At 71.7% G+C, this 24446-nt stretch carries 20 protein-coding genes; 10 read left to right on the top strand and 10 right to left on the bottom strand.

Translation table 11 applies throughout. From position 1 onward, the window contains the following. Positions 1 to 106 precede the first annotated feature (106 nt). Entirely contained in the window at positions 107 to 2650 is a 2544-nt protein-coding gene (locus ACH4DZ_RS31885; RefSeq protein ID WP_398290970.1) for a beta-L-arabinofuranosidase domain-containing protein, read from the bottom strand. Positions 2651 to 2919: 269 nt separating this feature from the next. On the opposite strand from ACH4DZ_RS31885, the gene ACH4DZ_RS31890 reads away from it, so the two are divergent. From ACH4DZ_RS31890 to ACH4DZ_RS31905, 4 genes are all read left to right on the top strand, one after another. After that, a complete protein-coding gene (locus tag ACH4DZ_RS31890; RefSeq protein ID WP_398290972.1) occupies positions 2920 to 3549 on the top strand; it encodes an RNA polymerase sigma factor in 630 nt (209 codons plus the stop codon). Further along, positions 3536 to 4276: a hypothetical protein gene (locus ACH4DZ_RS31895; RefSeq protein ID WP_398290974.1), complete on the top strand. Its 741-nt coding sequence runs from the start codon at positions 3536 to 3538 to the stop codon at positions 4274 to 4276. The genes ACH4DZ_RS31890 and ACH4DZ_RS31895 overlap by 14 nt, the downstream gene beginning before the upstream one ends. Before the next feature lie 201 nt (positions 4277 to 4477). Further along, the gene (locus ACH4DZ_RS31900) at positions 4478 to 5290 is read left to right on the top strand and encodes an SAM-dependent methyltransferase (protein ID WP_398290976.1); all 813 of its coding nucleotides are present in this window, start codon (positions 4478 to 4480) and stop codon (positions 5288 to 5290) included. Positions 5291 to 5430: 140 nt separating this feature from the next. Then, positions 5431 to 5853, top strand: a complete 423-nt coding sequence (locus tag ACH4DZ_RS31905) for a PPOX class F420-dependent oxidoreductase (protein WP_398290978.1) — start codon at positions 5431 to 5433, stop codon at positions 5851 to 5853. 12 nt (positions 5854 to 5865) lie between these two features. Here ACH4DZ_RS31905 and ACH4DZ_RS31910 read toward each other — a convergent pair whose 3' ends face one another. From ACH4DZ_RS31910 to ACH4DZ_RS31930, 5 genes are all read right to left on the bottom strand, one after another. Then, positions 5866 to 6921, bottom strand: coding sequence for a hypothetical protein (locus ACH4DZ_RS31910; RefSeq protein WP_398290979.1), 1056 nt, complete (start codon positions 6919 to 6921; stop codon positions 5866 to 5868). Between the two features lie 198 nt (positions 6922 to 7119). Continuing rightward, positions 7120 to 9501, bottom strand: a complete 2382-nt coding sequence (locus ACH4DZ_RS31915; RefSeq protein ID WP_398290981.1) for a bifunctional salicylyl-CoA 5-hydroxylase/oxidoreductase — start codon at positions 9499 to 9501, stop codon at positions 7120 to 7122. A gap of 13 nt (positions 9502 to 9514) precedes the next feature. After that, positions 9515 to 11209: an AMP-binding protein gene (locus tag ACH4DZ_RS31920; protein WP_398290983.1), complete on the bottom strand. Its 1695-nt coding sequence runs from the start codon at positions 11207 to 11209 to the stop codon at positions 9515 to 9517. 83 nt (positions 11210 to 11292) lie between these two features. Next, positions 11293 to 12222, bottom strand: coding sequence for an acyl-CoA thioesterase (locus ACH4DZ_RS31925; protein WP_398290985.1), 930 nt, complete (start codon positions 12220 to 12222; stop codon positions 11293 to 11295). Then, positions 12219 to 12701 carry a cupin domain-containing protein gene (locus ACH4DZ_RS31930; protein ID WP_398290987.1) on the bottom strand — a complete coding sequence of 161 codons (483 nt, stop codon included), beginning with the start codon at positions 12699 to 12701 and terminating at the stop codon, positions 12219 to 12221. Before ACH4DZ_RS31930 ends, ACH4DZ_RS31925 begins: the two co-directional genes overlap by 4 nt. Before the next feature lie 170 nt (positions 12702 to 12871). On the opposite strand from ACH4DZ_RS31930, the gene ACH4DZ_RS31935 reads away from it, so the two are divergent. From ACH4DZ_RS31935 to ACH4DZ_RS31960, 6 genes are all read left to right on the top strand, one after another. After that, positions 12872 to 13288: a RidA family protein gene (locus ACH4DZ_RS31935; protein ID WP_398290989.1), complete on the top strand. Its 417-nt coding sequence runs from the start codon at positions 12872 to 12874 to the stop codon at positions 13286 to 13288. A 186-nt stretch (positions 13289 to 13474) separates the two neighbouring features. Next, positions 13475 to 14974, top strand: a complete 1500-nt coding sequence (locus ACH4DZ_RS31940) for a metallophosphoesterase family protein (RefSeq protein WP_398290991.1) — start codon at positions 13475 to 13477, stop codon at positions 14972 to 14974. Positions 14975 to 15130: 156 nt separating this feature from the next. Further along, positions 15131 to 15493, top strand: coding sequence for a cupin domain-containing protein (locus tag ACH4DZ_RS31945; RefSeq protein ID WP_398290993.1), 363 nt, complete (start codon positions 15131 to 15133; stop codon positions 15491 to 15493). Between the two features lie 149 nt (positions 15494 to 15642). Next, entirely contained in the window at positions 15643 to 18015 is a 2373-nt protein-coding gene (locus ACH4DZ_RS31950) for a tetratricopeptide repeat protein (protein ID WP_398290995.1), read from the top strand. Beyond that, on the top strand, positions 18012 to 19253 hold the full coding sequence (locus tag ACH4DZ_RS31955; RefSeq protein ID WP_398290997.1) for a hypothetical protein: 1242 nt from the start codon (positions 18012 to 18014) through the stop codon (positions 19251 to 19253). The genes ACH4DZ_RS31950 and ACH4DZ_RS31955 overlap by 4 nt, the downstream gene beginning before the upstream one ends. After that, positions 19250 to 20569 carry an alpha-glucoside ABC transporter substrate-binding protein gene (locus tag ACH4DZ_RS31960; RefSeq protein WP_398290999.1) on the top strand — a complete coding sequence of 440 codons (1320 nt, stop codon included), beginning with the start codon at positions 19250 to 19252 and terminating at the stop codon, positions 20567 to 20569. Before ACH4DZ_RS31955 ends, ACH4DZ_RS31960 begins: the two co-directional genes overlap by 4 nt. Positions 20570 to 20654: 85 nt before the next feature. On the opposite strand, the gene ACH4DZ_RS31965 is transcribed toward ACH4DZ_RS31960, so the two are convergent. From ACH4DZ_RS31965 to ACH4DZ_RS31980, 4 genes are all read right to left on the bottom strand, one after another. Then, on the bottom strand, positions 20655 to 21305 hold the full coding sequence (locus ACH4DZ_RS31965; protein ID WP_398291001.1) for a DUF4360 domain-containing protein: 651 nt from the start codon (positions 21303 to 21305) through the stop codon (positions 20655 to 20657). Between the two features lie 365 nt (positions 21306 to 21670). Beyond that, entirely contained in the window at positions 21671 to 22204 is a 534-nt protein-coding gene (locus tag ACH4DZ_RS31970; protein ID WP_398291003.1) for a GNAT family N-acetyltransferase, read from the bottom strand. A 228-nt stretch (positions 22205 to 22432) separates the two neighbouring features. After that, positions 22433 to 23296, bottom strand: a complete 864-nt coding sequence (locus ACH4DZ_RS31975) for an SRPBCC family protein (protein ID WP_398291005.1) — start codon at positions 23294 to 23296, stop codon at positions 22433 to 22435. Between the two features lie 105 nt (positions 23297 to 23401). After that, positions 23402 to 24361, bottom strand: a complete 960-nt coding sequence (locus ACH4DZ_RS31980) for a LysR family transcriptional regulator (protein WP_398291007.1) — start codon at positions 24359 to 24361, stop codon at positions 23402 to 23404. Positions 24362 to 24446: the final 85 nt, after the last annotated feature.

Consider the following 24446-nt stretch of genomic DNA (forward strand, 5'->3'; position numbering starts at 1 on the left):
ACGGCGGGCACCGGGGCGCCCGCCGGACGGAACGGTGTACCGGGGGAATCCGAGGGATCGGGGTGATGGGGGGGCCGGTGGTCCGTGGAGCACCGGATACAGCGGGTCAGCCGGCCGCCAGGCGCGCCGCCTCGGACGCGCTCAGCGCCCGGTTGTGCAGGCGGAAGTCACGGATCGCGCCGTGCAGGTACGGGTGGGTGGCGTTCTGGGAGCGGCCCAGGTAGTTGCGGGTGCTCGCGCCGAGCAGGAGCGGGCTCGCGACCATGGCGTCGTTGCGGCCCGCCTCGACGCCGTCGAGGTAGAGGACACCGGTGCCGCCGCCGAGGGTGAGGGCCACGTGGAGCCACTGGCCGACGGGGAGCGGGCCGCCCGCGTCGACGACGTCCTCGGACTCCATGCCGGCGATCTTCAGGGCGGCCCGCGCGCGCCGGGCACCGGTGGTCGCCGCCAGGAACAGGTAGGTGTCCTTGTGGTATCCCAGGTCGAAGACGCGGGCGGAGGCGGTCAGGGTGTCCACGCGGACCCGGACGCTGACGGTCAGTTCGCCGAGTCCGCCGGGCAGTCCGGCCGGAAGGACGACATGGGCGCCGCGCCCGTCCAGGGACACGGATCGCACCCCGTCGGCCTCGGTCCAGGTGGCACCCGACGCGAGGGTCGCGTCGGGGAAGGTGCGGGTACGGTCGGCCGCCGAGGTACCGGCCCCCTCGTCGAAGGGGTAGCGGGCGATGTCCCGTGCGCGTGCGGGTGGCGGTGCCACGGCCCAGTAGACGTTGTAGCGCTGGTGGTGCACCTCGTGGAACGGCCGCAGGGACACGCGGCGGCCGTCGGCGAGAGCGGTGAACGCCGTGCCACCGCCGGACACCGGGCGCAGGGTCTCCGGCCGGATCGCGGGGAGGGTGGCGAGGGCGGTGTCGCCGTACTCCCCCGCGAGGACCAGGGGCCCGTACGAGACCGACTTCACCTGCGGGTTGTCGGGGGCGGCCTGCCAGACGGGCCGTCGGGGCAGTACGAGTTCGACGGTGTCCCCGGAGTGCCAGTGCCGCTCCACGGCGGCGTACGTACCTGGCTTCAGCCGGCCCGCAAGACGTCGGCCGTTGACCTCCAGGCGGGGTTCACGGCCGCTGTCGGCCACCCAGGCGGGGACACGCAACCTCAGTGTGAAGCGGGCGTCTCCCCCGGTGACGGTGAGGCGGGTGCGGTCGGTCGTGGGGTGGCCGGTCTCCTGACGTACCGTCACACCGGTTTCGTGCCAGCGCAGTTCGGAGGGGATGAACAGGTTGACGTAGAGCGAGGGGCCTCGGGAGTCACGTGTGCGGAAGTAGATGCTGTCCGCGAACTTCGTGTGGGTCTCCAGACCGGAGCCGTGGTCGCAGGAGAAGTTGTCGTAGTCCCCGCTGTAACTGCCGGGCGCAGAGCCGAGGCCGCCCTTGGGCTGCCGCTCCGAACCCGCCCACAGTCCGGTGTAGTAGGTGACGAACCCGTGCTTGGAGTCGGGATCCTGCTCCCCGAGCAGCTGGTTGTAGAGCGTCCACTCGTAGTGGTCCATGTACGCCGTGCGCCGGGGGCGGTGCAGGAACAGGTGCCGGCCGAGCTTGAGCATGTTGTAGCTGTTGCAGTTCTCGCAGGTCACCTCCGACAGCCGGCTCACGATCTCACCGGGCGGCCCGAACAGCTCCTGGTTCGAGTTGCCTCCGATGGCGTACGAATGGTCGCGCACGACCGTCGTCCAGAAGTGCTCGGCGATGTCGAGGTAGCGCTTCTCCCCCGTGGCCTCGTAGCTCGGTACCGCCCCCACGACCTTGGCGATCTCGGTGTTGGCGTGGCGGCCCGCGAGTTCGTCCCGGCCCGCGGCCAGCGGGGCGTACAGCTCCTCGTGGTCGAAGCGCCGGGCGGTCCGCAGGTGCGCGGCGTCGCCCGTCACCAGGTGGAGGCGGGCGAGTACGTCGTTCATGCCGCCGAACTCCACCTTCAGCACCGTCTGCATCCGCTCGGCGGAGAGCGGCGCGGTGCGGGCGTCCACCCAGGCCGCCATGTCCAGCAGTACGGCCAACGCCTGTTTGTCACCGCCCAGTTCGTACTGGTCGAGGAGCCCCGCCATGATCTTGTGGAGAGTGTAGTACGGGGCCCAGGGTTTGCCGCCGGCCTCCAGTTGGTCGAAGACCGACTCGGGGAACGCGGACAGGTATCCCTCGTGGTACCCGGCCGCCGGGGCGGCCCGCTGGCACTCGGCCAGGACGGACACCACGGAACGGGCCTTGGCCGCGTAGGCGTCGTCGCCGGTGTTGGCGTACGCCTGGGCGAGGCCGCTGAGCAGATGTCCGGTGGTGTGGCCGCGCAGCTGGATGCCCGGCGCCTCCCAGCCGCCGCAGGGTTCGGCGGCGGAGGGCAGCCCCACGTTCAGCCGGAAGGTGTGCAGCAGCCTGTCGGTGTCGACGAAGAGCAGATACGCGCAGGTGCGCCGCATGTTGGCGAGGAAGGGGCTCTCCAGCAGGCGGACGTCGGCCAACCGGAAGGCGGTGAGGACCGACCGCGGTCCGGCCGTCGAGGCCACGGCTTCTTGCGGGGTGAGCGAGGTGGCCGCGGCCGCCGCGGACGCGGCGGCCAGGATCTGGCGGCGGGACGGGCGAGGCAGGTCGTGCGGTGCGGGCAAGACGCCGTGCTCCTTCCGGGCGGGGGAAGTACCAGACGGAAAGCAGAGGTGGCGAACCGAGGAAACTTGAATCGTTTTACGTCGTCCGCGGGAGACGGTAAGTGTGCACACCACACGCGTCAAGGGTTCGCGCACGGAGGGGCGTTGCCAGAACAGCTCCCTCTGATTTGAATCGTTCAAAGTGATCACGTAGGTGTCGGCAGGCCCGCTCGGGGTGAAGTCCTGGCGTTTCGCGGTAAGGGATCGGAACGTGGTGGACATTGCTGGGCATGGATGGGAACGAACGGGGTGAACGGCTGGAGCGACTGTTCCGGCCGACGTATCGAAGGGTGATGGCGTACTGCCTGCGCCGGACCGGCGACGCGGCGGCCCATGACGCGGTGGCCGAGGTGTACGCGGTGGCATGGCGTCGTCGTCGGCAACTGCCCGACGACGACGAGGAGGCGGTGCTGTGGCTGCTGGGCATCGCGCGCCGCGTGCTGGCCAACCAGGAACGTGGGCGGCGCCGTTGGGCGAGGCTGCTGTCGCGGGTGACCGAACTGCGGGTGGCCGAACTGCGGATGACCGAACGCAGCGATGCCGGTCCGCCGCACGGCGGTGACACCGGCGAGGTGGGCGACGCGCTCTCGGCGGCGCTGGCGCGACTGCCCGCCGGAGACCGGGAGCTGTTGCGCCTGGCCTACTGGGACGACCTGTCCCGGTCCGGCCTCGCGTCCGTACTGGGAATTTCCGTCGGCGCCGTCGACACCCGTATGCACAGGGCCAGACAGCGGCTGAAGCAGCACCTGGCCGCGGCGGACCCGGACCAGGATCCGACCGAACCGACGGAAGCGGCAGAACCGGCGGGACGCACGGAACCCACGGAACCGACGAAGGAGAAGGATCATGCTGAGCGATGAGGCACTCGACCGGATGCTGCGCGACAGCGATCCGCGTCCCGGGGAACGGGCCACGGACCCGGACTCGCCCGTGGCAACGGGCCTTCTCGCCCGGGTGCGGCAGCGCGCCCGGCGGCGGCGCAGGCGTGTGCTGGTCATGGTGCCGACCGTGGCGCTGGTCGTGACGGGCGCGACCGCGGGCACGTACGCGTGGGTGGCCGGTGACGGCCGGGGCCACACCCTCGACTCGACGGGCCTGGCCTGCGTCAGCTCCGACGACGGTGACGCCGTACTGAACTTCGACCCAGGCACCGACGATCCCGTGGCCACCTGCCGCGCGCGGTGGCCCGATCTGTTCGGGCAGGCGGCTCCCGCCCGGCTCACCGCCTGCGTCGACAGTTCGCGGCAGGGGTCGATCAACGTGTACCCGGGCGGCCGGGACCAGTGCCGGAGCCATCGCTCGGACCCGTATCTCGGGCCCACGGAGGAACAACTGCGTTTCTCGCGCTTCCGGGCCGACCTCAGGACGGAGTTCGCCGACCGCACCTGTGTGCCCCATCCGGAGTTCAGGAAGGTGATCGGACGGCTGCTGGACCGGCACGGCCTCACCGGCTGGACGGCACGCCACTTCCAGACCGCCGACCGGGAACCCGAGGGCCCCTGCGCGGACGTGGGCCTCTACGCCGAGACCGAACGGATCATCTGGCTCGGCGACCACAAGGCCGGGACACCCCTCTCCTGGCCCTGAGCCGCCCCACCGGTACCGGGGGACTCCGGTCCGCCTGCGAGAGGAGGCCCGCGAGATGTCCTGGGCAGGCGTACCGGAATCCCGGGACGGCGTGATCAACACGCGGCACAATGGCGGGGACGACGGTTCGGTGCCGCCACGGCGGCCGCAGACGCCCAGGACACGCGCGGCGGGTCCGCGGGTGTCCGGGAGAGGAAAGACATGAGTGAGAGCCAGGCCCCGTCCAGCGGTTCCGGGAGGCTCAACACCGGGGTGGCGCACAACGCCCGGGTCTGGAACTACTGGATCGGCGGGAAGGACAACTACGAGGTCGACCAGGCCGTCGGCGACCAGGTCGCCGGGATGTTCCCGGTGATCCGCGAGGTGGCCCGCGCCGACCGGGACTTCCTCGGACGTGCGGTCCGCCATCTGGTCGAGGAGCGCGGGGTACGGCAGTTCCTGGACATCGGCACCGGTCTGCCGACCCTGGACAACACGCACGAGATAGCCCAGCGGTCCGCGCCCGACGCCCGCATCGTGTACGTCGACAACGACCCGATCGTGCTCGCCCACGCGCGGACCCTGCTGACCAGTACTCCCGAGGGCGCCACCGACTACATCGACGCCGACGTCCACCACCCCGAGGGCATCGTCGAGCGTGCCTCGGCGACCCTGGACCTCGACCGGCCCGTCGCGGTGATGATGCTGGGCATCCTCAACTTCGTCCTCGACACCCACAAGGCCCAGAACATCGTGCGCGAGGTCCTGGCGGCGGTCCCGTCCGGCAGCTACCTGGTCCTCACCCACCCCACCACCGACCCCGACCTCGGCGGCGAGGGCAACGTGGCGGCGATGAAGTTCTGGAACGAGAACGCCACCCCGCCGATCACCGCCCGCACCCGCGCGGAGGTCACCGCCTTCTTCGACGGTCTGGAGTTCCTCGAACCGGGTCTGGTCTCCTGCACGCACTGGCACCCGGGCGCCGGCTCTCCCACCACGGTCCCCCAGTTCGGCGCGGTGGCCGTCAAGCCCTGACGGTCAGAGGGCTCACCCGACGTGTCCTGGAGGCGGCGGCGAAGGGCGGGAGCGTCGAGTGGCGGGGGTGAACGCCGGGTACGAGGATGCATTCGCGGGAGGTCCTCACCCTGCGGGCCCGCCCAGATGGAGGAGTGCACATGTCCAAGCCGCCGCTTCCGCCCGAGGCCGTCGAACTGCTGAGCCGCCCGAACGCGGCCGTCATCGCCACGGTGCGTTCGGACGGTGCGCCCGTGTCCACACCCACCTGGTACCTGTGGGAGGACGACCGCGCGCTGATCAGCATGGACCTGGGCCGGGTGCGTCTGAAACACCTGCGCCGGGACCCCCGGGTGACCCTCACCGTCCTCGACGGGGACGACTGGTACACCCATGTCACCCTCTTGGGCCAGGTGACGGACATGAAGGACGACGAAGGCCTCGTCGACATCGACCGCATCTCCCGGCACTACACCGGCGAGGCCTATCCGGACCGCGTCCGTGACCGGGTCAGCGCCTTCATCGAGGTCGACCGGTGGCACGGCTGGGGCGCGCTGAAGGACAACAGCCAGGCCTCGACGTAGCAGCCGGCGCGATCAGTAGAAGTGGCGGACGAACACGTCCGACCTGCCGTTGGTGTCGCCCGGCACGATGTCGTCGGCCGTGGACTGGAAGACCACGTCGCGCCCACCGGTGCTGACCGCGTCGGTCCCGGCCGAGGCGGGTCGGTCCGAGACGATCTCGTCGGTACCTGTCACCAGGTCGCGCAGCACGAGCGACGGGCCGTCGGTGTCCTGCGGGGCGTACAGCAGATAGCGGCCGGTGGGATCGATGGCCAGGCCCCGCACGTTCGGTACCAGTTGGTCGGTGCCCGAGCTCTCGTCCTGGACGTGGGTGTCGGCGCCCGAGAGATACACGATCCTGCTGCCGTCCCTGCTGCACTGGACGAGTGCCGCCGCCTTGGACGGGCCCTCGATCGGGCCGGCGGAGGTGTCGTCGGTCCGGTCCCACACGAAGACGTCCTGCGCCTGGCCGTCCTCGTAGGCGACGAACCGGCCGTCGCCGCTGATGGACGGCCGGGCCGGGGCGGTGTGGTCGAACTCGAAGACGGTCCGCGTGGTGTCGGCCTGCCAGTCCCGCACCTCGATGCGCTGCCTGGCCGGCGGTCGACCGGAGGTGCCGACCTGGGCGAGGTAGCGGCCGTCCGCGCTCAGCGACGGCTGGTCGCAGCTGAGGCCCGAGCAGTTGATGCCGATCGTGCCTTCGGACCTCACCTGGGACAGAAATGATTTCGTGTCCCGTTGTATCAACCCCCAGTGGGCGACGTACTCCCCGTCACCGCTGATCACCGGACGCCGGATCGGGGGTGCGCTGGTGCTCATCCGCGAGGTCTGGCTCGTCCGCCGGTCGCGGACGAACACCGTCTCGTAGGTCGTCGGGCGGCCGGTTGTGAGGTTCTGCGCCACCGACGAGAAGGCGATCCGCCGGCCGTCGGACGTGATCGTGCCGCCGACGGAGTCGCCGTCGCCCTGGGTGCCGTCGGACGCGACACTGATCCGCTCGACACCGGCTCCGAGCGCGCCCGCGGGCTCCGCCGACGCGGCGCCCGGCAGCACCGCCGTGACCGCGCAGACCGCGACCGCCACGCTCACGGCGGCCCGGACACGTCTAGTGGTGCTCCAGCCCGTATTCACCATCGTTTCCCCCCACACTCCGCTTACCGTCTCCCCGGCTCCCCGCCAAAGGCCCAGAAGCATGCAACCGTGAGGGCGCATGGGGGTCAATGCGTCACATGACGTAGTGAGGGGTTCGTTTTCGGTCAGGTGAGAGCGGTGCGCAGTGGCTCGTTCTCAGGAGACGGTGGCCGGTTTCCGGGGCGGAATCCAGCGCAGGTGGACGGTCTGGCCGGGGTCCTCGGCCCGTAGCGGGGAGAGCCGCGGGCGGACGGCGTCGGTGCGCGCGCTGGGCGGTTTGCGGGCGCCGGCCCGGTACGGGAGCGGCCACTGGCCGGCGCTGTCCCGGTACTCCTGCTCGGCCGCCGCGTGCAGGGTCCAGTGCGGATCGTAGAGATGGGTGCGGCCGAGGGCGCACAGGTCGGCGCGGCCGGCGAGGAGGATCGAGTTCACGTCGTCGTAGGACGCGATGGCTCCGACCGCGATGACGGCCGTGCCGGTGGCCGCGGCGACCTCGTGGCGGATCCGGTCGGCGAACGGCGTCTGGTACGAGCGGCCGTACGCGGGGCGTTCGTCCTTGGTGACCTGTCCGGAGGAGACGTCGATCGCGTCCGCGCCGTGGGCGATGAAGGCGCGGGCGATCTCCACGGCGTCGTGCTCGGTGTTGCCGTCCGGAACCCAGTCCGTCGCGGAGATCCGTACGATCATCGGCCGCTCGGCGGGCCAGACGGCGCGGACGGCGTCGAAGACCTCCAGGGGGAACCGGAGCCGGCCCCGCAGCGGACCGCCGTACTCGTCGGTGCGGCGGTTCGACGTCGGGGAGAGGAACGAGGACAGCAAGTAGCCGTGCGCACAGTGGAGTTCGAGCAGATCGAACCCCGCCTCCGCGCCACGGCGGGCGGCGGAGACGAAGTCGGCGACCAGGGCGTCCAGGCCGGCGCGGTCGAGCTCACGGGGGAGGGCCGATCCGGGGCCGTACGGCAGCGGCGACGGGCCGACGGGCTCCCAGTTGCCGTCCGGCAGCGGGTCGTCCATGCCCTCCCACATGATCCGGGTGGAGCCCTTGCGGCCTGAGTGACCGAGCTGGAGACCGATCCGGGCGGTGCTGCGCTCGTGGACGAAGGACACGATCCGCGCCCACGAGTCGCGCAGTTCGTCGCTCCACAGGCCCGTGCAGCCGGGTGTGATGCGGCCCTCGGGCGAGACGCAGACCATCTCGGTCATCACCAGCCCGGCGCCGCCCATCGCCTTCGAGCCGAGGTGGACCAGGTGGAAGTCACCGGGCACGCCGTCGACGGCCGCGTACATGTCCATCGGGGACACGATCACCCGGTTCTTCAGCTGCAACTCCCCCAGCCGAAAGGGCTGGAACATCGCCGGCACGGTCTCCGGCAGGCCCTGGGAGGCCGCGAAGGCCGCGTCGACCCGGTCGGCGAACTCCTGGTCGCGGGTGCGCAGGTTGTCGTACGTGATGCGGCGGGACCGGGTCAGCAGGTTGAAGCAGAACTGGGTCGGCTCCTGGTGGGCGTACATGCCGATGTTCTCGAACCACTCCAGGGAGGCCTGGGCGGCCCGCTGCGTGGACTCGACAACAGGGCGCCTCTCCGCCTCGTACGCCCTCAACGCGCTCTCGACGTCCGGGTGTTCGTGCAGACAGGCGGCGAGGGCGAGGGAGTCCTCCATCGCCAGTTTGGTGCCCGATCCGATCGAGAAGTGCGCGGTGTGCGCGGCATCCCCGACGAGGACGAGATTCCCGTGGTGCCAGCGCTCGTTGCGTACGGTGGTGAAGCCGAGCCACTTCGAGTTGTTGGCGAACACCTGGTGCCCGGCCAGTTCCTCGGCGAAGAGCCCGCGGACGCGCTCGACGGCCCGCTCGTCGGAGGCACCCGGAGGAAGGGCGGTCTCCTCGGTGACGTCGAAGCCGGCCCGGCGCCACACGTCCTCGTGCATCTCGACGATGAAGGTGGAACCGGTCTCGGAGTAGGGGTAGCCGTGCACCTGCATGGTCCCCCACTCCGTCTGCCGGACGAAGAACTGGAACGCCTCGAAGACCCGGTCCGTGCCCAGCCACATGTACTTGTTGTGCCGCTGGTCCAGCGTGGGACGGAAGATGTCCCGATGGGCGGCCCTGACCTGCGAGTTGACTCCGTCCGCGCCCACCACCAGGTCGTACGAGGCACGCAGGACGCCGGTGTCGGGGGCCGCCGTGGAGAAGCGGACGCGCACCCCCAGGTCCTGGCAGTGGCGCTGCAGCAGTCCGAGCAGTTCCCGGCGGCCCATCGCGGCGAAGCCCTGGCCGCCCACGGTGTGGGTCCGGCCGCGGTAGTGGATGTCGATGTCGGTCCAGCGGGCGAAGCGGCGGGCCATCGCGTCGGCGAACTCGCGGTCCGCGTTCTCGATGCCGCCGAGCGTCTCGTCGGAGAACACCACGCCGAAACCGAAGGTGTCGTCCGGGGCGTTGCGCTCCCACACGGTGATCTCATGAGCCGGGTCGAGCTGTTTCATGAGAGCGGCGAGGTAGAGGCCGCCGGGGCCGCCGCCAACGATCGCGATCTTCACGGGAGTTCCTCTTTCAGTGCTCGCCGGCGGCCGGGGCGGCCTGCTCGTCCTCGACGGCCGCGCGGAGTGCGAAACGCTGCAGTTTGCCGCTGGCGTTGCGCGGCAGGGACGCGCGGAACCGCACGTCCCGTGGGTACTTGTAGGGCGCGATGACCTGCTTGACGTGGTCCTGGATCTCCTTGGCCTTGGCCGCGTCGGCGGGCACGCCGTCCCGCAGGACGACGAAGGCGCAGACGACCTCGCCGCGTTCGGCGTCGCTCCGGCCCACCACGGCGCACTCCAGGACGTCGGGGTGGGTGTCCATGGCGGCCTCGACCTCGGGGCCGCCGATGTTGTAGCCCGAGGAGACGATCATGTTGTCGCCGCGGGCGTGGTAGTGGAAGTAGCCGTCCTCGTCGCGATGGAAGACGTCACCGGTGACGTTCCAGCCGTTCACGACGTAGTCCTTCTGGCGTTCGTCGTCGAGGTAGCGGCAGCCGACCGGGCCGATGACAGCCAGTCTGCCCGGCTCGCCGGGGCCCAGTTCCGTGCCGTCGGGGCCGAGGATCGTGGCGCGGAAGCCCGGCACCGGTTTTCCGGTGGCGCCGGGGCGGATGTCGTCACCGGCCGCCGAGATGAAGATGTGCAGCAGTTCGGTGGCGCCGATCCCGTCGACGACCCGCAGTCCGATGCGGTCGCGCAGCTGCTCCCAGGTGCCGACGGGTATGTGTTCGCCGGCTGACACGCCGACGCGCAGTCCGGCGAGCTGCTGTTCGCGCCCCTCGCGCAGGATCGCCTTGTACGCCGTGGGCGCCGTCGCGAGCACGGTGACGCCCTGCCGTTCGACGAGTTCCGCCATGCCCGGCGGGGTCACGGCCTCGGTCAGCAGTGCGCAGGCGCCGGCCCGCAGCGGGAAGACGACGAGCATGCCGAGGCCGAAGGTGAAGGCGAAGGGGGCGCTGCAGGCGACCAGGTCGTCCGGGAGCAGACGCAGCACATGGCGGCCGAAGGTGTCGTCGATGGCCAGGATGTCCCGGTGGAAGTGCATGGTGATCTTCGGGGTGCCGGTGCTGCCGGAGGTCGGCGCGAGGAGTGCCACGTCGTCGGCGGCGGTGTCCACGGCGGTGAACTCGCCGGATTTCGCCGAGGCACGGGTCACGAGGTCGCCCGGCCCGCCGCCGCCGAACTCGACGACCTTCAGCGAGGGCAGCACGGTGTCGCGTACGACGTGGACGTCCTCGGCGCAGCGGTGGTCGACGAGGGCGAGGGCGGGCAGGGTCCGCTCGGCGACCGGGGCGATCTCGCGGGCGCGCAGCGCGGCCATGACGGTGACGACGACTCCGCCGGCCTTCAGCACGCCGAGCCAACTCGCCACCGTCCACGGGGTGTTGGGTGAGCGGAGCAGGACCCGCTGTCCCGGGACGAGGCCGAGGTCCTCGGTGAGCACCTGGGCCACCTGGTTGGCGCGTGTCCTCAGTTCCCCGTAGGTCCAGGTCTCTCCGGCCGGCGTGCGCAGTGCCGGACGGTCGGCCCCGAACGCCGACGTGGGGCGGTCGATGAGTTCGGCGGCGGCATTGAGGCGTTCCGGGTGGCGCGGTTCGGGCGTGGCGAACTCGATCGTCGGCCACAGGTGAGCGGGAGGGAGGTGGTCGCGGGTGAAGGTGTCCTCGTACGCCGAGGAGGACGGTGACCGGGAGGGGTGCGGTGGGAGCGGTGGCGGAAGAGTCAACGGAGGAGTCCTTCCGGGAGCCCGTCGGTGCCGGGCGGGGCCGCGCGGTAACCGGACGACACCGGGCCGTACCGGGCGGCGGATCAGGCGGGGCGGATCATTCCCTCCTGGACGACGGTGGCCAGGTGACGGTGGTCGCGCGTGAAGAAGCGGCCGGTGCCCAGTCCGCGGCCCGCGTCGGCGGCGACCGCTTCCTGGACGTAGAGGAGCCAGTCGCCGACCGGCCCGGGGCGGTGGAACCACATGGCGTGGTCGAGACTTGCGGTGACGAGCCCCGGGTCGGCCCAGGCCAGGTCCAGTACGCGCAGGACGGGTTCGAGGATCGTGTAGTCGCAGACGTACGCCAGCGCGGCCAGGTCCCGTTGGGCGTCGGTCAGCCCCTCGACGGTACGCAGCCTGTCGAACGGCCGCACCCAGACCGCCTGTTGTGGCAGTCGTCTGCCCTCGACGGTGAGGTAGACCGGGCCGGGGACGTGCCGCATGTCGAAGCTGCGGCCGGCGGACCAGTAGGCCTTCGACTCCTCGGTCATCGAGCCGCCGCCGCGCTCTTCGAGGTACGCCGCCGAGCTCGGCAGGTCCTCCGGGTCGGGGACGACCTCCGCGAACTCCGTCTGGAAGGTCCCGCCGGGCTCCCCCGCGGCGAAGTTGGCCAGGCAGACGTAGAGCGGTTTGCCGTTCTGGTGGCCGCGTACCTGCCGGGTGCTGTAGCCGCGGCCGTCGCGCAGCACCTCCACCTCGTAGCGCACCTGGGCGCCGATGTCGGCGGGGCGCAGGAAGTAGCTGTGCATCGAGTGCAGCGTCTTGGCGTCGGTCACCGACCGCATGGCCGCCGCTGCCGCCGCGGCGACCAGGTCGCCGCCGTACGCCTTGGGCCAGGGGCAGGGCTGCGTGACGGCGGTGAAGGCGAGGTCGAAGTGCTCGGCGGGTGCGGGGGTCAGGGTGACGGCCTCGGTGAAGAACGCGGAGGTCGGCGACGCCGTCCCGTCCGGTGCCGGACCGGGCCCCGGCGTCATCGGTCGAGCCAGTCGCGCAGGTCGGCGTCGGGGACGTCGGTCAGGTTGACGACGATGTTCTCCGGCGTCCGGGTGGTCATCCAGGTCAGTGGCTCGCTGCGGGAGAGGTTGCACTCGATGTGCGGCATGAACGGCGGGACGAAGACCCAGTCGCCCTCCGCCATGTCGACGTAGTCCTCGAACTTCTCGCCGAAGTAGATGCGGGCCCGCCCCGACAGGACGTAGCCGCCGGTCTCGGCCTCGCCGTGGTGGTGGGTGACCGAGCGGTAGCCGGGGTCGTTGCTGACCTTGCCGAACCACAGTTTGGTGGCGGGGGTGTGCTGGATGCTGACGCCCGAGACGCGGACGGCTCCGCCGGAGTCGGCCGTGTCCGCGCTCTCCGATCCGGCGCGCGTCACCACGGGGGCGACGATCCCGCTGGGCAGCCGGTACATCGAGGCGTCACCCTCCAGGCGGTACTTGCTGAGGTCGGGCTCCATGGGGGCTGGCTCCGTTCCGGTCGTGCGGCTTCGGGAGCGGGTGATCGGGGGCACGGTTCGTGTGGTATCTCGTTTTTTTCACGACCGTCATTTATTGTCAATACAGCACGCCGGACGCGACCGGGGACGACCCGTCGAGCCGGGCCGCGAAAACTTGAACCGGAGGCCACGTGACTCCCATCGCCGTGAACCCGGGAGCGCTGCCGACGCCCCGTGGCTACTCGCACGGAACGCTCGCGGGGAACACGCTCCATCTGGGCGGGCAGACCGCGCTCGACGCCGACATGAAGATCGTGCCGGGTGGGATCGTCGAGCAGTTCCGGCAGGCGTTCGGCAACGTCCTGACGACGCTGCGCGAGGTGGGCGGGGAGCCGCGGGATCTGGTGAGCGTGACGATCTACCTCACCGACATTCCCGACTACCAGGCGCACGGCAAGGAGATCGGGGCGGTGTGGCGGGAGCTTGCCGGGCCGGTCTATCCGGCGATGGCCGGGATCGGCTGCGTGGCGCTGTGGCAGCCGGAAGCGATGATCGAGATCCTGGGTGTGGCCGTGATCCCGGCCACCCGCCTGACGCTCGCCCCGTAACCCCCGTCTTGGCCCCTCGCCCGCAGTCCCCACCGTCAAAGATTGCGCAGTTCCCACCCGCCCGCAGCCGAGAGGCACCCGCGCCCCCGGCGCTCCAAAGGGGCGCGGGGAACGGCGCGGCCGGCCCCCACCGGCCCGCAGACGAAGATCGCCCCGCCCGGCCAACCGCATTGTTACCGTTCGCGGATGTCTGAATCTTCACGCGACACCGCGGCCGGCGCCGGCTGGGGCAGCACGGAACGCGGCGCGTACACACACCTGATGCCGCAACGGACCGAGAAGTTGTCCTGGGTCAACCCCAAGACCCTGTGGCCCGCCCGCAACGGCACACTCGCCTCCCTCTTCGGCGACCCGACGGGCCACACCCGCAGCCGCTGGGTGGAGCAACGGACAGCAGCCGGAGCACCGGCCGACAAGGTGGTCGGACGTGACACCCCGGACCACTTCTCCTTCATGGTCATCGGAGACACCGGCGAAGGCGACGACCCCCAGTACGCCGTCGTACCGGGCTTCCTGAAAGCCGGTCAGGACACGGAGTTCGCCGTGCTCGCCAGCGACGTGATCTACCCGGTCGGCGCCACCGACGACTACGGCACGAAGTTCTTCCGCCCGTACCAGGACTACCAGGCGCCGATCTACGCGATACCCGGCAACCACGACTGGTACGAGGACCTCGACGGCTTCATGCGCGTCTTCTGCGACGCACCGCCCCTCGCGCCACCGCCCCCGCCCCGTCGGCTGTCCTCCGCCTGGTGGCGCTCACTGCTGTGGCACAAGCCCCGCGCCCCCGACGAGCAACGCCTCGCGGAGGCACGGAAGTTGCGCTCGGCCCCCGCCCAACAGGCCGTCCAGCCGGGCCCGTACTGGGCCGTCGACGCGGGCCCGGTGCGGATCATAGGAATCGACACCGGCCTGCTCGGAACCGTGGACGCCGAACAGGGACGCTGGCTCCGCGAGGTCTCCCAGGGCGACACCCCCAAGATCCTCGTCACCGGCTCCCCCCTGTACGTGGACGCCGAGCACCACCCCTGCCCCATCGAGGGCGGCGGCACGGTCGACGAGATCGTGCGCGACCCCGCCCACCACTACGTGGCCGCGATAGGCGGCGACATCCACAACTACCAGCGCTACCCCGTGGAGGTGGACGGCCGCACCATCCAGTACGTGGTCGCCGGAGGCGGCGGGGCCTTCATGCACGCCACCCACACCATGCCGCGTATCGACGTCGCCGGTGTCACCGAGGGCGACTTCCGCTGCTATCCGCTGCGCGGCGACTCACTGGCCTTCTACAGCGGCCTCTACGGGCGCCGACTGCGTATGCGGCGCTTCTTCACGCTCACCGAGGACCAGGCGACCGCCGTCGTCTCCGAACGTCTCGGCATCCCCCCGACCCGGGCCCGGGTCGGGTCCACCCGCGTCACCCCGCGCACCCGCCTCGTCGCGAGCCTGCTGGGCGCGGGCGGCCGTCCCGACCGCACATCACGTCTGCGCCTGCCGGTGCGCGAGGCCTACACCCGGCTCTTCTCGCCGGGGTCGGCGACGTACAGTCCGCCGTTCTTCAAGTGCTTCCTGCGCCTGGACGTCACCCCGGAGTCCGTCCGGCTGCGCTGCTTCTCGGCGACCGGGAACCTGCCGCAGGAACTCGATCCGCCCGTGGAGGACGAGGTGATCATCCCCCTGGTGTGAGGCGGGGTGCTCCACAGGGCCGTTCCCCCGAATGGCGGCGCCCGGCTTGCGGGCGGACGATGAAGGGGAGGGGGCTCCGATCCGCGTACCCGTCGAGGTCATGGGAACGACGACCGGGCCCCGAGGATGCTGAACAGACTGGATCGGAGGACCGTCATGATCGAGATCAAGGCGGTCGAGAAGCCGGACGAACGGCGGGACTTCCCGCACGGCCACCTGGAGGCCGTACACCTCACCGGGCTCGACTTCGCCGTGGCGACGTTCGAGCCGGGCTGGCGCTGGTCCGAGTCCGTGGGACCGATCGCGGGCACCGGGAGCTGCCTGGTCCATCACAACGGTTACGTCGTACGGGGCCGCATGCGGATCCGGATGGACGACGGCGCCGAGGGCGAGGTCGGCGCCGGAGACGTCTTCGTCTGCCCGCCAGGCCACGACGCCTGGGTCGTGGGGGACGAACCCGCCGTGGTGTTCGACTTCGCCGGAGGCATGGCACAGGAGTACGCGAAGGCCACCGACTGACACCGCACGGACCGCCACCCCGGCCGGCGCCGAGACCACCGGGCGGCTCCCCCGGGCCGCCCGCCCCTGGACACGCCGGTCGCCCCCGACACAGCATCTCCCCCTCGGTACGGGGTCATTCGGAGCCGCCGCGTCTATTCTGGGGTCGCATGGAGGGGGTAGCGGGCAGCGGGGCGACCGGTGAACTGCCGGAGTCCAGTGCGTCGTTCGGCCCGCTCGTGGTCTCGTCGCCGATGCTGCGGGCCGCGCACGTGGTCCTGCCCGAGGAGAGCCCCGACCCGGTGCTGCTGCCGTCGATCACCCTGCTGGACCGGGCAGCGTCCCACGGCGGCGACCGGGAGGAACTGCCGCTGCCCTCGGGGCGACTGCTCGCGGGGCAGTACCGCCTGATCCGGCCGCTGGGCTACGGCGGAATGGGCGAGGTCCATCTCGCGCTCGACACCAAGGTCGACAACCGCGAGGTCGCCATCAAGATCCTCCACCCGCAGCAGGCGGCGGCCTCGTCGGGTGCCCTGGCCCAGGAGCGGCGGGCCCTCGTCGATCTCAGCCACGGCGACATCATCCGCGTCTTCAACTACGGACACCATCCCGAGGTCGGCGACTTCCTCGTACTGCAGTACGTGGACGGCCTCACGCTCGAAGAGGTACGGGCACGGGTCCAGGTGAATCCGGACGAGTTCGGCGGCGGACGCTTCCACGAGTTCGTACTCGCCTACGGGGTGCGGATCCTGGCCGCTCTGGGACATCTGCACGCCGACCGGCCCGGCAAGGTCTACGGCGACCTCAAGCCGGACAACGTGATGCACGACGGCACCGCCACGAAGATCATCGATGTGGGGAGTGTCCGCTCGGCCGGGCTGCCCGGCCACACCACGGAGGGCTTCCGGGCCCCGACCGTCGGCCCGAACGGCCAGTCCACCGGCCAGGACGACCTGTTCAGCCTCGGGGAGACCCTGCGGCGGCTGAGCGGACTGGGGCGTTGCCCCGACGACCTGGCGGAGCTGGGCCGGCTGGACATGATCGGTCCGCCGCCCGGCAGGCCGGCACCACCCGGCGCGGACGGAACCCCTCGGACTTCCGGGACACCCCCCATGACCGCGCCCCCTCCGCACGGACTCGGCCTGGTGTCGCTGGCCCGGGTACTGCACCGCGCCACCCGGGCCGAACGGGCCGAACGCTTCACCACCGCGCGCGAGATGGAGGAACAACTGCGCGGCGTCTTCAGGGAGTTGCGGTCGCTGCGGACCGGCCTGGAGACCTTCGAGCCGTCACCGCTCTTCTTCCAGTCGCCGTACGCGCTCGACGCCGCCCTCGGTTCGGCACCGCCCGTCACGCGGTGGGCCGCACCGGACGCGCCCGCCCCGTACGCACCGCCGTCGCCCGCCGAGGTCGCCGGCCGGCTGCCCGTACCGCGGCCCGATCCGCAGGACCTCCATCACGCCGAGCTGAGCAGGCTGGCCGACGCCGCTCCCGAAGCCCTGCTGCAGCACACCGGGGACTGGCGGGACTCGCCGGAGGTCCTGCTGCTGCGCTGCCGGCTGCGGTTGCGCAGCGCCGGGAACGGCAGCTCGGCCGCCGAACGGGAACTGTGGTCCGCCGCGACCCTGATCGGCGCCGAGCGCGCCCCTCACGACTGGCGGCTCGGCTGGCACCGCGGGCTGCTCGCACTCGGACAGGACCGGGTCGGGGCGGCCCGGCGCCACTTCGACGAGGTCTTCGCTGCGATCCCGGGCGAGTACGCGCCGAAGCTGGCCCTCGGCTACTGCGCCGAGCGCCTCGGCCGCTGGCAGGAGGCGCTGACGTTCTACGAGGCGGTCCGGCTGCGCAACCCGTCCCTCGGCAGCGCCGCGTTCGGCGCCGCGCGGGCCCGTCTCGCGCTGGGCGGGGAACCGGCGTGGGACGACGCCGTACGGGCCCTCGACGCGGTGCCGCAGCACTCACGGCACCGGACCGCCGCGCGGACGGCCGCCGTACGCGTCGGCGTCGAGCACGTGCGCACCGCCGAGCGCCCGGGCGAGGCGGCCGACCGGCTCCGTGAGGTGCTGGCCAGGCTGGCCCGGCTGTTCCACGCGCACGGGCTGACGGACGAGCAGGCCCGGGTCCGTATGACGGCGGAGGTGTGGGAGGCGGTACGGGGCGCCCTCGTCCGGGGTGCGATCGACGCGGCGGGGCTGGCCCGGCTCGCCGCGGACGCCGACGCACGGCTGGGACTCCCGTCCGACGAACCCGGGCTGCGCAGAGAACTCTCCCGTCTCTATCTCACCCTCGCGCACCAGGCCGCCCGTTCCGCCACCGCCGAGGACGGGGCCGTCGCCGAGACCCTGCTGGACCGTGCCTACGCGGTCCGCCCGCTCGCCTTCCGGCACCACCGGGACAGCCCATGGCTCGGGAAGAGAGCGGCGGCCTGGCTGCGCACGATCGCCCATACGCCGTCGCAGGGATCGCAGAGGTCGCAGAAATCCCAGGAGCCGCAGGAGCCGCAGGAGCCGCAGGGCGAGAACGCCCGGACGGGCCGCGAGTGACCGGTGCGGCAGGGCGCGGACGTACGGCCCGGGGCGCGGGTGCCGCCATCGCGCCGCCCGCGCCCACACCGCCCGCCCGTCCGCGCCGGGCCGCGCGGGGAGCGGTGGTCGTCGTCGCCGAACTCGCCCGCCGGCTCTGGCGCTACCTGTGGCCGTCGCCCGCCGGCCGCCGCAACCGCGCGTTCCTGCGGGACCGGCTCATCGCGCTGCCCCTGCTCGTCGTGGTGGCGTTCGGCACGCTCGGGTGGGCGTACACGGACGTACGGGACGACTCGGAGTACCTGCGCGACCGGCTGGCGCCCGCGCTGGTCGGCCTCGCGAACGCCAAGGCCTCACTGTTCATCGCGCAGGGCGAGGCCGAGAAGAACCTCGCCGAGGCGGGGGCGGCCGAACTCGGCGGCCTCAGCGAGCGGTACCGCACGCGGGTGGCGCGGGCGACACAGAGCCTCAACCAGGTGACCCGCAGCGGAGCCCTGACGGTGGCCGAGGAGCAGGAGCTGCGTGTCGTGTCCGCGCTGGTCGTCGACTACACGGGATGGATCGGCCGGGCCCAGGGCCACGCGAACGACGCCGTCCTGCGGGACGCCGAGCTGACCTACGCGCGCAGCATGCTCTGCACGGAGCAGGTCGCCGCCGCGCACCGGCAGGACCGCTACCCGCCGTGTCCGCCGGCGACCGGTTCCGGCGCGACCTCGATCGTGGACCGCGTCACGGCGCTGGAGCGGGACTTGGACGAACGGCTCGCGGAACGGGCCGCCTGGGGCGGGGGCGTGCTCACCGCGGCCGTGATCTCCGCTCTCGCTCTCGTGCTGCTCGCCGTCGGGCTCTGGCGCACCGTGGTGTTCCTGCGCCGCCGCTTCCGGATCCGGCTCAGCGTTCCGCTGGCGGCAGCCGCCCTGCCGCTGCTCGCCGTACCGCTCCTGACGGCCGACGCGCTGCTCGCGCAGGGCGCCCAGACACGGTCCGCGCCCCTGGCCGACGCGCTCGCCGAGCGGACCTCTCCCCAGACGGAGACGATCGCCGAGGAACGCCCCTTCGACGGCCCCGACCCGCAGTCCATCGAGGAACTGGAGACCCGGATCGACGAGACGCTGTCCGACGGCCGGCTCCCCTTCCTCGACGGAGTCGCGCCCTTCGTCCTCCCCGCGGGCCTGCTCGCCGCCGGTCTCGTCGGCGGCGCCCTGCACGCGTACCGCCGCGAGTATCTCGTGGTCGCCCGCCCTGGAGCCGTCTCATGACCCGCCCCCGACGTGCCCTGCGCGGGCCGCGTGCCCTGCGTGTCCTGCGCGGGCTGCGTGTCCTGATGGCCGGGTGTCTGCTCGCCCTGGTTCCCGGCTGCGCCTCAAACGCCCCCGCCCCCCTCGTCGTCCTCGGCCCGTGGACCGGCAAGGAGGGCGAGGCCTTCGAGGCCGCGCTCCAGCGGCTCGACGACGGGACCGGCAGGACCTACACCTACGAGGGCACCCGCTCCCTGCGCGAGACCCTCGTCTCACAGCTGGAGGCGGACACCCCGCCGGACGTGGCGGTCCTCAACAGCATCGGCGAACTCACCGAGTACGCCCGCCGCGACAAGCTGAGGCCGCTCGCCGAGCCGACCCGCGAACGCGCCTTCTCCCCCTGGGCGCCCGAACTTTTGGTGGACGGCAGCCGCCGCACCTACTGGGTGCCGCTGAAAGTCGACCTGAAGAGCCTGGTGTGGAGCAAGAAGGGCACCCCGAGCGACGATCCGACGTGGTGCGTGGGGCTCGCCTCGCAGGCCACCTCGGGCTGGCCCGGTACGGACTGGATCGAGGACATCCTGCTCCACCAGGCGGGTCCCGGCCGATACGAGCAATGGGCCACGAGCAGGCTCAGCTGGCGCGACCCGGACGTCGTACGGGCGTGGACGACCTGGGCGGAGCTGCTCGCCGGCCGCACCGACGGCTCCGTCGAACAGTCTCTGACCACGTCGTACGAGGGCACGTCCGGACCGGCCGGGCCCCGCGGACTGCTGAACTCCCCCGGCTTCGAGTGCACCCACGAACACCAGAGCGCCTTCATCCGGTACGTGTACGCGGGCGACGACATCCGGGTGGAGCCGTCGGCCCGGTTCCTGCGCGGGCGGGCCGAGAACCGCGACACGTTCGAGGTCGCCGGGGACATGGCCGCCGTCTTCAGCGACGACCCGGACGCCCAGGAACTGGTCGAGCGGCTGTCCAGCCCGGCCGGGCGGGAGCGGTGGCGGGCCGAGGCGGACCCGGCGGTGCGTCCACTGTTCCCGGACACGAAGGGGCTGCCTCCCACGGAGTCCGCGAACACCATCGAGCAGGAGATCGACGGCCTGCTCAACTCGACGGCCCGCACACTGTGCTTCGACGCCTCGGACGTGATGCCGCCCGAGCTGCGGGACGCCTTCCACCGGGCGGTCCTGGAGTATTTCCGCGACCCCGCGAAGAAGCATCTCACCTCGTTGCTGCGGCAGTTGGAGACCGTACGGGTCCAGGTGGACGAGGACGCGGACGACGCCCGCTCGTTCCGGCCGCCCGAGCACATCTGCGCCGGTCCCGGCGGCTGAATCCCGTACGCCGGTGGTACGCCCTCGGCCGGCTCCCGGTGCGGAGGAGCCGGCCGAGGGGACCCGGTTCGGGCTCTTCAGACTCTCAGGAGTCGGTGCACTCCTTCCATGCCACGTGGTAGATGGTGCTGAGTTCGCCGTCCGTCGAGTCCATGGTCATGAAGCTGGTACTGCTCGGAGCCGAGGTGCCCGCGCTGACGCGGACTTCGGTGTTGATGTTGAAGTTCCGCTGGACACCGCAGGGCGCCCAGACCAGTTGCGCCCATTCCGTGGTGTCCGTGGCCTGCCAGTTGTCGTCGTAGGGGCCCTTGAAGGGGTGCGTGATGGAGGCCGTGTTCGGCGAGCCCTGGAAGTAGTACGAGGCCTTCTGGGTGCTGCTCGCCCCCGACTTGAGCGAGGCGAAGCCCCGGTAGTCCGCGCTGGCGATGGCGTAGGTGAAGCCTCCCGGCACGGCGACGGTCAGGTTGAGCTGGCAGTTCTTGCGGAACGCGACGGGGTCGGAGGTGCCTCCGACCTGGGCGAGATAGTCGCTGTAGGTCACCGTGAAGGCGGTGTTGTCGGGGGACACGGCGACGGCGGCGGTGCCCTGGGGACAGCCGGAGCCGTTCACCGTGGCGACCTTGATGACGATCTTGTCCGGGGGCGGGTCGACGATCCCCGTGGACGGGTCGTGCGCGGGCAGTGCGGTGGCGAACAGAGCGGCGATCGCGCCACTCAGAAGCAGCCCACCGGTCATGGTGTTCCAATCCGTTGCGTCGGTGTTCCGGCGGCGGGGAGCGTGCCCCGCCGCGGAATGGGGGGTGCGGCCTCCGCGTACGGGGGGCCGTCGCAAACCAGGTGCTTGGGATCAGACGATCGGGCAGGGAGCGATGGAGCGGCAGAGCGCACGAATAGTCATGGACATGTCAATCAATCAACTACATGTCCTTCACTCGGACGCACGCCCCGACCCAACCCTGTGAAGGCTCGATGAAGGGGCTGTGAAGGCCGGGAGCGATCGCATCGTACGTAGTCCGACCGTGACGAGCCAGGGCGAACTCCAGCCAATTGTGCGCACGGCCGCCGGCGCGTCCGCCGGCGGCCGTGCGCGCGTCACGCCGGTCAGCCCTCGTACTCCGTCAGGTCGATCGTGTACAGCCGGAGGTCGTGTCCGTGCACCGGGTCCTGCACGGCACCCTCCATCTTCATACCGAGCTTCTCCAGTACGTTCGCGGAGGCGCTGTCGCCCGGCCGGGGCGCGGCGACGACCTGGTCGATGCCCCGCTCCTGGAGGGCGAACTCAAGAGCGGCGTGGGCGGCCTCCGACGCGTACCCCTGACCCCAGTAGACCCGCCCGAGCCGCCAGGTGATGGCGATGCGGTCCGCGATCTCGGGCGGGGAGTCGGCGACGTACAGGCCGACGGCTCCGGCGAGCTCTCCCGAGCCGAGGAGTTCGACGGCGAAGACCCCGAAACCCTCGTCGTCCCACTCCTCCTCCCACGCCTCGATGTCCTCCGCGGTCTCCTCCAGGGACCGCGGCCGGCCGTCGCCGATCCACTGCATCACCGTGGGGTCGGCGTGGATCTCGGACAGGGGCACGAGGTCGTCGTCCTGCCAGCGGCGCAGCAGCAGGCGGGGGGTACGGATGTCGTTCATGCCCCCATCCTGTCGATACGCGGGCGTGAGTGCGAAATCCGCGGGGTCCGCGAGCTCGCTCGCGACCCCGTCGGCAGGCCGCGCCGACGTGCGGCCTCCCCCGCCGGCCGTACGCCGCTGCCGCGTCCCGCGCCACGCCCGGCGCCACGCGCCCCGCCGCGCGCCTTCGCGAGACACCGACGGGACACCCCGGCAGCCCCGGGTGAACCCGGCCGCGGGGACCCGGTTCTACCGTGTGAGCCAGACGGTCAGGGCGATGGCGATCGCGGCCAGCAGCAGCGCTGCCGGGAGGGCGCGCTTCAGGACGGCGCCGCGGGCCACGCTCATCAGGTCCAGAGGCTGTACCGCCGCCGGGGCGGGCGGCGTGGACGCGGGGCGGGCCCCGTTCGACACGGGGGTGGCGGGAGCTGCCGGGCTCACCGGAGGGGCCTTCTGCGCGGCTCCGGTCGTCGAACCGTCCGCTGCGGTGGTCTCCGGCGCGGCAGCGGCCGGCGCCACGGCCTCCGGGCCGGGGCCCGGCCCGGACTCTGAGCCGGCCGCAGGCGTCGGCGCAGGCGTCGGCGCAGGCGTCGGCGCAGGCACCGGTGCAGGCACCGGTGCCTGCGGCAGGGATTCGCCGGTTTCGGCCACGGCCGGTCCCCCGCGCTTCTCCGCCGCGAGCTGCCCCTCCAGGTTGGCGACGAACTGGGCCAGCAGCCGCCCGCTGATCTCCTCGATCATCCCTTTGCCGAACTGCGCGACCCGGCCCGTGATGGTGAGCCGGGTGTCCACCGTGACCCGCGTTCCGGAGCCGTCCGGGACGAGGCGGGCGGTGACGCGGGCGTCGGCGTTGCCCTGCCCCCGGGTGTCACGGCCCCGCGCGCGCAGCAGCGCCGTACGCCCCGCCTCGTCCTTCTCCTCGAAGGAGACGACCCCCTTGTACTGGACGGTCATGGGTCCGACCTTGACCTTCACGACGCCGTTGTAGGCATCGCCGTCCACGCCGGTGAGCTGGGCACCCGGCATGCAGGGAGCGATCCGCTCCACGTCGGTCAGCAGGGCCCAGGCCTCGTCGGGCGGCAGGTTGACTCGGAACTCGTTGGTGAAGTCCATGACGGACACACGATGGGCGCGGCCCGCCGGAGCGTCAACGTGCTCTTCAGCCTTTGCTTAAGTCGCCCGGCGCCCGGCGGCCCCGCGGGCAGACGTGGTCGGACGTCAGCTCCAGATCGTGACGTGGACCGGCGGACGGAACTCGTTCATGGGAACCCCGTTGGACCGCGTCAGCACCGCCTGCGTCGCGGCGGGTGTCGTCACGAAGCGGCACAGCGCGGCGGCCGTCGTCGAGCGGCGTTCACCGGTGAGCGCGCTCGCGTACAGCATGCCGCCCAGCCGGGCGCCAGCGACATCGAGCCGGATCAGTGACCCGCGCCGCAGGTCGTCGCGTACGACGTGCAGGAAGGCCACGGACAGCCCGGCCCCGGCGGCCACCGCGTTGAGCGAGGCGGTGACGCTGGGGAAGGCCTTGGCGCCGGTGGCCTCGACGCCGATGTGGGCGAGGAAGGCCCCGGACAGGGTGCCCGGGTCGAGCCCGGCCGGGCCCAGCAGCCACAATTCGTGGGCCAGTTGGGCGGGACCCAGCCGTTGCCGGTGTCTCAGCGGGTGGTCCGGTGCGGCGACGACGGCCAGCTGGAAGCGCAGGAACGGTACGGATTCGACGGCCGGTGCCGGGCGCGGGGCCGGACCGATCGTGACATCGGCACGGCGGTCGCGCAGCAGGTCGCCGAAGCTCGCCACCGGTACGGCGAGGGTCTCCACGTCCAGGTCGGGCTGCCTGCGCCCGAAGGACGTCAGCAGTGCGGGGAGCACCTGTTCCACACCGGCCTCGGTGGACGCCACGCGCAGATGGGTGGTGCCGGAACTCGCCTGCCGGACCCGGTGCCGGGTCTCCTCGGCGAGACCGACGATCTCGGCGGCCCCCGCGGCCAGTCTGCTGCCGCCCGGGGTCAGGCTGATCCCGCCCGCGGCCCGGATGAAGAGCACGTCGCCCAGTTCGCGGCGGAGCGCGGCGACCGCTCCGGAGACGGCTGCCTCGGTCACTCCGAGCGACTGAGCGGCACCCTTCACGGAACCCAGGCGGGCCACGGTGACGAATGCGCGCAGCTGAGTCAGCGTCATGTCCGCCATTACAACGGCTGTCCGGCCGGTAGGACCCGTTCCGTTACCGGCCGACTTAAGCATTCGCTTGAGTCGCCGTTGACCG

The organism is Streptomyces sp. NPDC017991 (assembly GCF_044328075.1).
Taxonomy (GTDB): Bacteria; Actinomycetota; Actinomycetes; order Streptomycetales; family Streptomycetaceae; genus Streptomyces.

Excerpts from the sequence above, each read along its gene's own strand:
- ACH4DZ_RS31930 (WP_398290987.1), bottom strand. The coding sequence starts at position 12,701 with ATGGAGCCCGACCTCAGCAAGTACCGCCTGGAGGGTGACGCCTCGATG.
- ACH4DZ_RS31890 (WP_398290972.1), top strand. The coding sequence starts at position 2,920 with ATGGATGGGAACGAACGGGGTGAACGGCTGGAGCGACTGTTCCGGCCG.
- ACH4DZ_RS31950 (WP_398290995.1), top strand. The coding sequence starts at position 15,643 with ATGGAGGGGGTAGCGGGCAGCGGGGCGACCGGTGAACTGCCGGAGTCC.
- ACH4DZ_RS31945 (WP_398290993.1), top strand. The coding sequence starts at position 15,131 with ATGATCGAGATCAAGGCGGTCGAGAAGCCGGACGAACGGCGGGACTTC.
- ACH4DZ_RS31895 (WP_398290974.1), top strand. The coding sequence starts at position 3,536 with ATGCTGAGCGATGAGGCACTCGACCGGATGCTGCGCGACAGCGATCCG.
- ACH4DZ_RS31940 (WP_398290991.1), top strand. The coding sequence starts at position 13,475 with ATGTCTGAATCTTCACGCGACACCGCGGCCGGCGCCGGCTGGGGCAGC.
- ACH4DZ_RS31905 (WP_398290978.1), top strand. The coding sequence starts at position 5,431 with ATGTCCAAGCCGCCGCTTCCGCCCGAGGCCGTCGAACTGCTGAGCCGC.
- ACH4DZ_RS31900 (WP_398290976.1), top strand. The coding sequence starts at position 4,478 with ATGAGTGAGAGCCAGGCCCCGTCCAGCGGTTCCGGGAGGCTCAACACC.
- ACH4DZ_RS31975 (WP_398291005.1), bottom strand. The coding sequence starts at position 23,296 with ATGGACTTCACCAACGAGTTCCGAGTCAACCTGCCGCCCGACGAGGCC.
- ACH4DZ_RS31925 (WP_398290985.1), bottom strand. The coding sequence starts at position 12,222 with ATGACGCCGGGGCCCGGTCCGGCACCGGACGGGACGGCGTCGCCGACC.
- ACH4DZ_RS31980 (WP_398291007.1), bottom strand. The coding sequence starts at position 24,361 with ATGACGCTGACTCAGCTGCGCGCATTCGTCACCGTGGCCCGCCTGGGT.
- ACH4DZ_RS31965 (WP_398291001.1), bottom strand. The coding sequence starts at position 21,305 with ATGACCGGTGGGCTGCTTCTGAGTGGCGCGATCGCCGCTCTGTTCGCC.
- ACH4DZ_RS31970 (WP_398291003.1), bottom strand. The coding sequence starts at position 22,204 with ATGAACGACATCCGTACCCCCCGCCTGCTGCTGCGCCGCTGGCAGGAC.
- ACH4DZ_RS31960 (WP_398290999.1), top strand. The coding sequence starts at position 19,250 with ATGACCCGCCCCCGACGTGCCCTGCGCGGGCCGCGTGCCCTGCGTGTC.